Here is a 4,439-nt window from a genome sequence, read left to right as displayed (position 1 = left end):
CACCCGGTGCGGCTGCTGATCGCGCTGCGCGCCCCGGAGTCGGTGCCCGCGCTGATCGCCACGCTGGAGCGGCTGCTGGTGCCGCACGACCCCTACTGGCGGGTCGCGCTGGCCTGTGTGGAGGGGCTGGGGGCGCTGCGCGACCGGCGGGCCGTGCCGGTGCTCACGGCGGCGCGCGACCACCCGCGGCTGCGCGCCGCGGCCGACGCGGCCCTGGCCCGCGTCACCCAGCGGGAGTGACGCACCGGGTGGGTGCCATGACCGGGTGTAATGAGCGCTCTGCGGGTGCACTCCTATACTGCGACCATGGGAACGGTGATCAGACGGGCCGTGGAGTCCGACGCCAAGCGGCTGACGCGGCTGGTGCGGACCTCGGGGGCGTACTCGGGGCACTACGCCGCGATGGTCGCCGGCTATCGGGTCGGCCCCGACTACATACTCCACCACGACGTCTTCGTCGCGGTGGACGACGAGGGGCGGGTGCTCGGGTTCTACGCCCTGCTGCGCGAGGCCGCCGAGCTGGACCTGATGTTCGTGGCCGACGCGGCGCAGGGGCTGGGCATCGGGCGGCGGCTCGTCGAGCACATGCTGGAGCGGGCGCGCGCCGCGGGGCTGGAGGGCGTGCGCGTGGTCTCGCACCCGCCCGCGGAATCGTTCTACCGGCGGCTCGGCGCGCGGCGCGTGGGCACCGCGCCGGCCGCGCCGCCCGCGGTCGCCTGGGAGCGGCCCGAGCTCCGCTTCTCCGTGGCCCGACCGGCCCTCTGACCGACCGGCTCCCTCGCCGGGGCCCCGGCCGGCTCCGGGCCGCCGGGTTCCCTGGCCGGTTTCCCGGCCCCGTGGCGGCGGCCCTCAGAGCAACGTCAGCTGGGTCGGTTCGGAGGCCCCCGTGCGGGCCTCGGGCGCGGCGGCCTCCTCGCGCCGCTCCGGCGGCCGGACGCGGCGCGCGGCTCCGGAGCGGGCGGAACCGATGCCGAACTCCTCGGCGTACCGCCGCACCTGCTCGGTGATCCGCCGCTGGTACCAGGCGGGCGCGTAGGCCCCGTCGGCGTACAGCGCCTCGTAGCGCCGCACCAGGTGCGGGTGGTGCGCTGCCAGCCAGGCCATGAACCACTCCCGCGCGCCGGGCCGCAGATGGAGGGCGATCGGCGTCACCGAGGTCGCCCCGGCGGCCGCGATCGCCCGGACCGTGGCCCGCAGCTCGGCGGGGGAGTCGCCGAGGAAGGGCACGACCGGGGCCATCAGCACCGCGCAGCCGATGCCGTGGTCGTTGAGGGTGCGGCAGACGTCCAGACGGCGCTCGGGTGAGGGCGTGCCGGGCTCGACCGTGCGCCACAGCTCCCGGTCGAGGAAGCCCACCGAGACGCTGGCGCCGACCTCGGTCACCGCGGCCGCCTCGCACAGCAGGTCCAGGTCGCGCAGGATCAGGGTGCCCTTGGTGAGGATCGAGAACGGGTTGGCGTGGTCGCGCAGCGCCGCGATGATGCCCGGCATGAGCCGATAGCGGCCCTCCGCGCGCTGGTAGCAGTCCACATTGGTGCCCATGGCGATGTGCTCGCCCCGCCACCGCGGCGCCGCGAGCTCCTGGCGGAGCAGCTCGGGCGCGTTGACCTTCACCACGATCTGCGAGTCGAAGCCGGCGCCGGTGTCGAGGTCGAGATAGGCGTGGGTCCTGCGGGCGAAGCAGTAGACACAGGCGTGGGTGCAGCCCCGGTACGGGTTCACCGTCCAGGCGAACGGCACGCGCGCGGCCCCCGGCACCCGGTTGACGATCGACTTCGCACGGATCTCGTGAAAGGTGACGCCCCGGAACTCGGGGGTGTCGAACGTGCGGGTCACCGCGTCGGTGCCGAAGAGCGCGGGCGGCGCCCCGCTCCCGTCCCCGCTCAGCCGCTCCCAGCGCATGACGTCTCCTCTCGTCCGCTTCTATTAGAACAGAGATTCGAACGATATCGGCCAGGGTCCGATTTTGGCCGCACCCGTACGCGGTGGTTGGCTTGGCCCGCACATCCCGCAGGCCCCCCGATTCACTGGAGGAGAAGACAATGGCGCAGGTCGAGGCCACGACGGAGCGGATCATCGCGGCGAACCCCGAAGAGGTGTTCGACGCTCTCGCCGACTACAGCGGCACCCGCGCCAAGCTGCTCCCCGAGCACTTCAGCGAGTACGAGGTGCGGGAGGGGGGCGACGGGGAGGGCACCCTCGTCCACTGGAAGCTCCAGGCCACCAGCAAGCGGGTGCGCGACTGTCTGCTGGAGGTCTCGGAGCCCAGCGACGGGCAGCTCGTCGAGAAGGACCGCAACTCCTCGATGGTCACCACCTGGACCGTGACCCCGGCGGGCGAGGGCTCCGCGCGCGTCCAGGTCACCACGGTCTGGGACGGCGCGAGCGGCATCGGCGGCTTCTTCGAGCGGACCTTCGCGCCCAAGGGGCTCGGCCGGATCTACGACCAGGTGCTGGACCGGCTCGCCGCCGAGGTCGGAAAGAAGTAGGCCCCGCCCGGGAGGCTCTGCCGCCGACCGACCCGCCCGATCCGGAATATCTCGTTCGAGAGCGCTTGGCACTCACCGGATCGGGTGGTTTCCCCCGGGGTGCGGGCATAGCTGGTTCCCACCCCGGACAGGACAAAAGGTGCTGTTGAGCGCCCGATGGGCGCTTCCGGCACGGCAGTTGAGAAGTCCGGCTTTCCCCACCCCCGGCGATTCGTCGCGCTTGCTCGTCGTTGTCGCGCAATGCGAGAAATGAGCGGCGGCGCAGGCGCGACGAGGGGAGCAGCACGTGGGCGTGACCACCGTGACGGCGAGCGGCGAGCCGGTCCCCGTCTCGTCCGCGGCCTCCATCACCGCCGGCGCCCCGGGCGCCGGCGGACTCGGGCCCGGCCGGGTGCGCTGCGTCGTCGCCGCGCTGATGCTGACCCTGCTCCTCGCGGCCCTCGGCCAGACCATCGTGGCCACCGCGCTCCCCGAGATCGTCGGTGATCTGCGTGGCCTCGACCGGATGTCCTGGGCCGTGACCGCCTATCTGCTGGCCACCACGGTCGCCATGCCGCTCCACGGCAAACTGGGCGATCTGCTCGGCCGCAAGAGCGTTTTCCAGGTCGCCCTCGCCGTGTTCGTCCTCGGCTCCGCGCTGGCGGGCTGGGCGCGCACCATGGACCAGCTGATCGCCTGCCGCGCGCTCCAAGGCGTCGGCGCGGGCGGGGTGCTGATCGGTGTTCAGGCGATCGTCGCGGACATCGTGCCGCCCCGGCAGCGCGGCCGCTGGATGGGCCTGATCGGCGCCGCCTTCGGGCTCGCCTCGCTGGCCGGCCCGCTGCTCGGCGGCCTCATCACCGACCACGCCTCCTGGCGCTGGTGCTTTCACGCCAACGTCCCCCTCGGCCTGCTCGCGATGGGCGTCGTCGCGTTCGTGCTCAAGCTGCCCCGGCCGCACGGCAGGCCGCGGCTCGACCCGCTGGGCGCGCTGCTCCTCGCCGCGGCCTCCACCTTCGTGGTGCTGCTGACGAGTTGGGGCGGCAGCGAGTACGCCTGGACCTCCCGCACCGTCCTCGGGCTGGCCGCCGGCGCCGCCGGGACGATTCTGCTCTTCCTCGTGGTGGAGAGCCTGGTCCCCGAACCCGTCATGCCGCTGCGGCTCTTCAGGGACTCCGTCTTCACCGTCACCGGTCTCGTCGGGGCCGCGACGGGCGTCGCGCTGTTCACCGCGGCCGGTTTTCTGCCGACCTTCCTCCAGATGGTCTACGGCGCCAGCGCCACCCGGTCGGGACTGCTGATCCTGCCCTTGATGGGCGGCGTCGTGGTCGCCTCCATCCTCTCCGGTCGGCTGATCACCCGCACCGGCCGCTACAAGGCCCTGCCGGTGGTCGGCTGCGCCCTGGCCGCCGCCGGGCTGTGGCTGCTGTCCCGGCTCTCGACGGGCACCCCCCGGGTGTCCTACAGCCTCTGGATGGCGGTGCTCGGCGTGGGCATCGGTCTCGTGCTGCCCGTGCTGATCGTCGCCGTGCAGAACTCCGTGCCCCCGTCCGACCTGGGCGTGGCCACCAGCGCCCACAACTACTTCCGCCAGATCGGCGGTGCCGTCGGGGCGGCCGTCTTCGGCACGCTCTTCAGCCACCGGCTCGCCGAGCGCCTCGCCTCGGACCTCCCCGAGGGCGCCGACCGGCCGGAGCCCGAATCCATCACGCCGCACCTGGTGTACGCGATGGACACGGCGCTGCGCGAGGGCTACGTCCGGGCCTACGCCGAGGCCATGCCCCGTGTCTTCCTCTATCTCGCGCCGGTTCTTGTCCTCGGCTCTCTGCTCGCCTTCCTGTTGAAAGAGAAACCGCTCGTGTCCTACAACGCCTCTCTCGCCGAGCCCCCCGCCCCCGGCGTGCCCACCGCGCGCACCGCCGAGCCGCCGCCGGCCCCGGCGCCCGGCCCGGTGGGGGCGGCGCCCCCGGT

At 73.3% G+C, this 4,439-nt stretch carries 4 protein-coding genes and 1 pseudogene; 4 read left to right on the top strand and 1 reads right to left on the bottom strand.

Features of this window, described 5'->3' with window-relative positions; genetic code table 11:
- Window positions 1-240 (top strand): annotated as a pseudogene (locus tag ACSNOD_RS28815) (HEAT repeat domain-containing protein); the annotation flags it as partial.
- A gap of 66 nt (window positions 241-306) precedes the next feature.
- A complete protein-coding gene (locus ACSNOD_RS28810; protein WP_436770013.1) occupies window positions 307-765 on the top strand; it encodes a GNAT family N-acetyltransferase in 459 nt (152 codons plus the stop codon).
- 84 nt (window positions 766-849) lie between these two features.
- On the opposite strand, the gene ACSNOD_RS28805 is transcribed toward ACSNOD_RS28810, so the two are convergent.
- Window positions 850-1,902 carry an Rv2578c family radical SAM protein gene (locus tag ACSNOD_RS28805; RefSeq protein ID WP_436770012.1) on the bottom strand — a complete coding sequence of 351 codons (1,053 nt, stop codon included), beginning with the start codon at window positions 1,900-1,902 and terminating at the stop codon, window positions 850-852.
- Window positions 1,903-2,042: 140 nt separating this feature from the next.
- Between ACSNOD_RS28805 and ACSNOD_RS28800 the strand changes: the two genes are divergently transcribed.
- Window positions 2,043-2,489: an SRPBCC family protein gene (locus ACSNOD_RS28800; protein WP_436770011.1), complete on the top strand. Its 447-nt coding sequence runs from the start codon at window positions 2,043-2,045 to the stop codon at window positions 2,487-2,489.
- Between the two features lie 286 nt (window positions 2,490-2,775).
- On the top strand, window positions 2,776-4,439 hold a 1,664-nt coding region (locus ACSNOD_RS28795; RefSeq protein WP_436770010.1), incomplete at its 3' end, for an MDR family MFS transporter.

It is taken from the genome of Streptomyces sp. URMC 123, assembly GCF_051386515.1.
Classification (GTDB): domain Bacteria; phylum Actinomycetota; class Actinomycetes; order Streptomycetales; family Streptomycetaceae; genus Streptomyces.
Note: the sequence above shows the minus strand (reverse complement) of the source record. Positions and strands in the feature narration are given on the sequence as shown.